5 protein-coding genes are annotated in these 5,381 nt (G+C 41.0%); all 5 read left to right on the top strand.

The features are described 5' to 3' along the window. Positions 1-1,841: hypothetical protein (locus EHS11_RS19935; RefSeq protein WP_167884515.1), on the top strand; the 1,841-nt coding region annotated here is incomplete at its 5' end. Then, complete coding sequence (locus EHS11_RS19930; RefSeq protein ID WP_167884514.1) at positions 1,832-2,494, top strand: hypothetical protein; 663 nt, start codon at positions 1,832-1,834, stop codon at positions 2,492-2,494. The genes EHS11_RS19935 and EHS11_RS19930, both read left to right, overlap by 10 nt. Positions 2,495-2,510: 16 nt before the next feature. Continuing rightward, positions 2,511-4,349 carry a M23 family metallopeptidase gene (locus EHS11_RS19700; protein WP_167884513.1) on the top strand — a complete coding sequence of 613 codons (1,839 nt, stop codon included), beginning with the start codon at positions 2,511-2,513 and terminating at the stop codon, positions 4,347-4,349. Between the two features lie 4 nt (positions 4,350-4,353). After that, positions 4,354-4,839, top strand: a complete 486-nt coding sequence (locus tag EHS11_RS19695) for a hypothetical protein (RefSeq protein ID WP_135766106.1) — start codon at positions 4,354-4,356, stop codon at positions 4,837-4,839. A gap of 201 nt (positions 4,840-5,040) precedes the next feature. Further along, positions 5,041-5,381 (top strand): hypothetical protein (locus EHS11_RS19690; protein ID WP_135766105.1); only part of this gene is annotated, 341 nt, incomplete at its 3' end.

The raw sequence follows: 5,381 nt of genomic DNA, 5'->3' as shown, positions 1-5,381 counted from the left end.
TGGGATCGACACTCGGTCCTCTTCTCAAGAACACAGCAGTTGGTTTGGGAGTGAGTTACGACAAACAAGCTGGTTGGGGTGGAAGGCTTGGAATCGGAAGTGCTACCACAAATGCATTGATTAGTTTCTCTCAAAGGGGAAATACGACAATATCAGGATCAGCGAATATTCCCGGGGTGAAAGGTCTTCAACTAACGGCTGGTAGTACTACCAACGGATCGACTACGGTTGGTGCGAATTACAACGCTGGTAATGGTCCGAGAGAGGGTTGGAACGTAGGAGCGAACTATGACATCAACGGTGGAGGATTATCTGGAAGTGTTGGATATACAGATCCAAATAGTGGGCTCGGACTTACATCGACAGTAGACGGAAATGGTTTGTCTACATCCGCACAAGTGAATGGTGTGAATCTCGCAACGAATGGGCCAGATGGGTTTAATATGGATGAGATGAACTGGTCGGAACAAAACATCAATTTGGCGCAAGACAGAGGAAATAAATTACAACAGAATGCTTTGCTAGAAGCAAATGGAATTTCCGACCCGGACAGTTTGTCCCCTACAGAAAGGAATCGTATATTAGGAGAAATTAACGCTGCCGCTGAGTATAAACAGCTAAGGGATTCCGGAAAAACAGATGCGGAAATCGCTGCGATGAGTCGTGATCAGAGAGAGGCGGCACTGGATCGGATCAATGGAGAGGTCAATCCGGAGACATTGGCAATTGCCGCACTGGCGAGTGTGGGGACATTCTTTGGGGGAGCACTCGCATATATGGGATTAGGTGGTGGAACAAGTAACGGAGCTACGCCGCCGGTCCGAGGGCAAGTCGTTGAGGTTCCTGCTCGGAGAAGAGAGGATGGCGAGGATGATGCGGGATTGCCTGTGCCGGAGGATGGTATTATTAAGACGGGGGATGTTTCGGAACCTCTGAAAGCTGCGGGGGGATTTAATTTTGCGGAACAGATGGCACTATTTTTTGGTGGAGTGACTGCTACGAATCCTATAGAAGGAAACGTGAAGCCAGGTGAAGTTGTTTCAGACACAACGTCATTAAGCATAAGGGGTCAGGAAAATATTCAACTTGCCAGTGAATACTATCTCAAATATAAAAACGGAGAACTTAGCGAAGCACAGTTCAGATATATAATAAATTCAATGAATTCCCCAACTTTCAATAGGGAGGGTTTTACTTCGACAATTGATGATAAGTTGAACAAACTCAAGTTTGATGGAAGGACTAGACCTGATACTTCGGGTCTTTTGCAAGGCTTGCCTATGGAGCATACAGGGTTTCCATTAGGAAAAGATGGTACGCCGATTAAAATAAGTAATGATTTCTCGAAGGCTATGTATGCGGGGGACACATATTATGTTAAATTTCCAGAAGGTGACTCAAGATATGCTATGCCTAAAGATTACTGGAAAGATGTAAGAAATGCACCACATTATGAAGGAGATAATGATGCGAATCCGAATGCAATTGATGTTAAAAATTCATCACGATCTGACTATCTGATCGGTATTTCAAATCAATCAATTGTCGTAACGGGTGTTCATCAACAAGATGGAGCAGGAACTGTGATTAATTTTCAATTTAAAGATATCAATGGTAAAATGCGAACAGCCTCGCTTTTTCATACTCAATATATTAATGACAATATCAGAAGTGCCAGTCCAAGTAATCCTATCATATTGAAGCCAGGAGAGCCATTTGGAGTAGTTGGGCCAATTGGGAACCAAGAATTTCCAAATCCTGGACCACACCCACATATAAATTTTCCTAAGGATATGACTCGAGCTGAATTTTTGGAGGCTATGAATAAAAAATGGGATTAAGAAGTATTATATTGTGTCATGTTTTAATTTTCGTTTTTATATCGTGTGAAGATAGAAAAATACAACAAATTAATCATAAAGAAGAAGATATACCTGTTCGTGAATTTGCGTTTAAAGAACTTTCTCCTTGTGAAAATGCAGTTTTGAATCATCTATTGAATAAAGATGTTGAAAAACTAATACCTTATCTTTCCGAAAGGTTTATTCATATTGATGCGCCAGGTTCTTCGGTAGAGAAAAGAAAGCTTATAAATCAGCTAAGAGCCAAGAAAGGTTTTTGGTATGAACTTTTAATTACCGCTAAGCAACCGCATCAATTTGAATATAAAGATTCACCAAATCTTAGCATACCAGAATATTCTGTTAGCGATATGCTTGGTCGTAGATATATAAATTTTGATTACATTAATCCAGATGAGCCTAATTATCGAAATGTAATAACGAGCTACAAGGACTACAAAAAAGATTATAATAAAGGAGAATCTCAGTATTATTATTATATCAAATTTGAAGTGTTTGATGATAAACGTTGCAAATTCTATGGAGTCGGCATTGCTCGAAATATATATACACTCCCAGCGCAAACGATCGCAGCGGAAATCCTTCGCACAACCAAAAAGGCGAAGATTGGAGCGAAGAGCGTGGTCGGTTAACGAAAGGAATTTGGAAATGTGTAACACATTCGAGGCGCCCAACAAAACCATAATTAAAGCCCCTCTTCTCAAGAACACAGCAGTTGGTTTGGGAGTGAGTTACGACAAACAAGCTGGCTGGGGTGGAAGGCTAGGCATTGGAAGTGCCACAACGAACGCATCGATTAGTTTCTCTCAAAGAGGAAATACAACAATATCAGGATCAGCGAATATTCCCGGGGTGAAAGGTCTTCAACTAACGGCTAGTAGCACAACTAACGGAGCGACTACGGTTGGTGCGAATTACAACGCTGGTAATGGTCCGAGAGAGGGTTGGAACGTAGGAGCGAACTATGACATCAACGGTGGAGGATTTTCTGGAAGTGTTGGATATACAGATCCAAATAGTGGACTCGGACTCACATCGACAGTAGACGGGAACGGTTTATCTACATCCGCACAAGTGAATGGTGTGAATCTGGCAACGAATGGACCTGATGGGTTTAACATGGATGAGATGAACTGGTCGGAGCAAAACATTAATTTGGCGCAAGATCGGGGAAAAACTCTAAGAGAGAATGAAATATTAGAAGCGAATGGAATTTCCGACCCGGACAGTTTGTCACCTACAGAGAGGAATCGTATATTGGGTGAGATCAATGCTGCCGCTGAGTACAAGCAGTTAAGGGATTCCGGAAAAACAGATGCGGAAATCGCTGCGATGAGTCGTGATCAGAGAGAAGCGGCACTGGATCGGATCAATGGAGAGGTCAATCCTGAGACATTGGCGATTGCCGCACTGGCGAGTGTGGGGACATTCTTTGGGGGAGCACTCGCTTATATGGGATTAGGTGGTGGAACAGGCAACGGATCTACGCCTCCCGTTCGGGGGCAAGTCGTTGAGGTTCCTGCTCGGAGAAGAGAGGATGGCGAGGATGATGCGGGATTGCCCGTGCCGGATGGAGAGGATGTTCTATCGAAACCAATACCTGATGATGGAATACTTGGCTCTGATGGAAACTACCATGATCCGAATTCTATCGAAGCTTGGAATGATAGAATTAGAGCAGCTTACGGGGATGATGTGAATGCAAGTGAGGCAGGAGTATCAAATCTGAATAGTCATCCGATAGCAAAACTTTTTGATAAACTGTTTAATGCATTAGGTGTAAGTGATTCATCAAATCCTAATCCTACAGGTGATAGTCCTACATATAAGATTTCAAGTGAAGAAAGAGAAATGGCAAAAACCTTTGTCTTGCAAGATAAGCCAACTGCACAAAAATACATAGATGACCGCAATCTTGATGCTGAAACAAAAGCCAAATTAAAGACAGAATTAGATATAATGAAATCCGAATGGGACAGAAATGCAAAGACAGAAGCAGGAAATATTATCAACAGAAACTTGATTGGTGCGTTTATGGGTCATGAGATAATTCAAGCACCAAACAGTTTACCTGTTTATAAGAACGAAAATGGAGCTATTATTCCTTTTCCTGAGATTAATTCTGAATATGGACCGAGAGATTATACTGACTCACCATATCACTATGGGATTGATTCTCCTGTGCCTATTGGAACACCTGTCCCAGTAACTATTAGTGGTACAATAAAAAAGGTTGGGTATTCTGAAAGCTGGGGTAATTATATAATCGTTGAAAATAGTCAAGGGGCTCAAGTATACGCGCATTTGAGTGCAACAAATTTTAATCAAGGTGATCCAGTAAAAACCGGAGATAGAATTGGTTTATCGGGTAATAGTGGATATTTTGTTAAAGATGGCGTTAAGCAACAAGTGAACCCTCATTTTCATTATGGCGTTTTTACTGACTCGACACTTCAGCAATCTGTAAATCCGGAGACGAATAAATAAAATTATGAGAAAGTTATGTTATTTAATTTGGATATATTTTCTTGCGACCTATGTAAGTGGCTGTAAATATATTGAGTCTTATGGCGAAGCTCAAATTTCAAATAAAACGTTTATTGAGGGTATGTGGATAAAAGTTGACCTTACTGAAGATGATGATATTCCAATTGGAATGAAATTTTACTTTAAAGTAAAAAAGAGTGATAAAAATATAAAACTTTGGTACTCTGTTGGACCGGAAGCTTTTTTAGAAGAATATGATAAACTCATATGTGATGTAAAAACTTGCAAGTTTGTCGGTCCTCATCGTCGTTATCATCAATTGGTTGATAAGTTGACATTCATTAGTATTGATAAAAATCATATTAACGTAGTAGGTGTACCTGGGAAAATATCTTATTTTACAGACCCTGCTGGAATTTATTTTGTAAGAGCAAAGGATAATGAACAGACTGCTGGGGATTTGCTTGAAAAGCAAATGCCAGGAAAATGATTGTGTTGAGGCTCGCAAAAACTATGTTATTGAACGAAATTTACATTAAATTGAACAAAGCGAAAAATAATGAAAATTGTTATATAAAAACCAACCCCCGCGTCAACGATCGAAGCGGAAATCCTTCGCACAACCAAAAAGGCGAAGATTGAAGCGAAGAGCGTGGTCGTTTAACAAAAAAGAGGAACTGGAAAAGAAAAGATGCGAGGCGCCCAACAAAATATAGATAAAGTGTCTCTTCTCTTAAAAGCAAGAGAGATGTTTCTCGCGGTGACGAAGGCCAGGGATGGCCGAAGTTTTTTCGTCGGAACAGGAAGTTCCGCGAAAAAGAGCGTGGAACATCGAACGCTTTGTATGGCGGAAAAGGGAGCGACGCAGGAAGGATGTTTTAAGACTACATTCAAAGATTCGATTGCTTATATGCAAGGGCAAGGTTTTGAATACCAAAATGGAATGATTGTCAGGTCGCTTAACAAGATGGAGAAAATCCTACTCGGTCAAACAACGGGACTTACGATGACAGCGGAAGAGAAGGCATTGAC

This window comes from Leptospira ilyithenensis (genome assembly GCF_004771005.1).
Lineage (GTDB): Bacteria > Spirochaetota > Leptospiria > Leptospirales > Leptospiraceae > Leptospira_A > Leptospira_A ilyithenensis.
The sequence above is the reverse complement of the archived record's forward strand: the minus strand, read 5'-3'. Positions and strand labels throughout refer to the sequence as shown.

What these genes read in the sequence shown, in the direction of transcription:
- EHS11_RS19700 (WP_167884513.1), top strand. Translation starts at nt 2,511, where the DNA reads ATGTGTAACACATTCGAGGCGCCCAACAAAACCATAATTAAAGCCCCT.
- EHS11_RS19695 (WP_135766106.1), top strand. Translation starts at nt 4,354, where the DNA reads ATGAGAAAGTTATGTTATTTAATTTGGATATATTTTCTTGCGACCTAT.
- EHS11_RS19930 (WP_167884514.1), top strand. Translation starts at nt 1,832, where the DNA reads ATGGGATTAAGAAGTATTATATTGTGTCATGTTTTAATTTTCGTTTTT.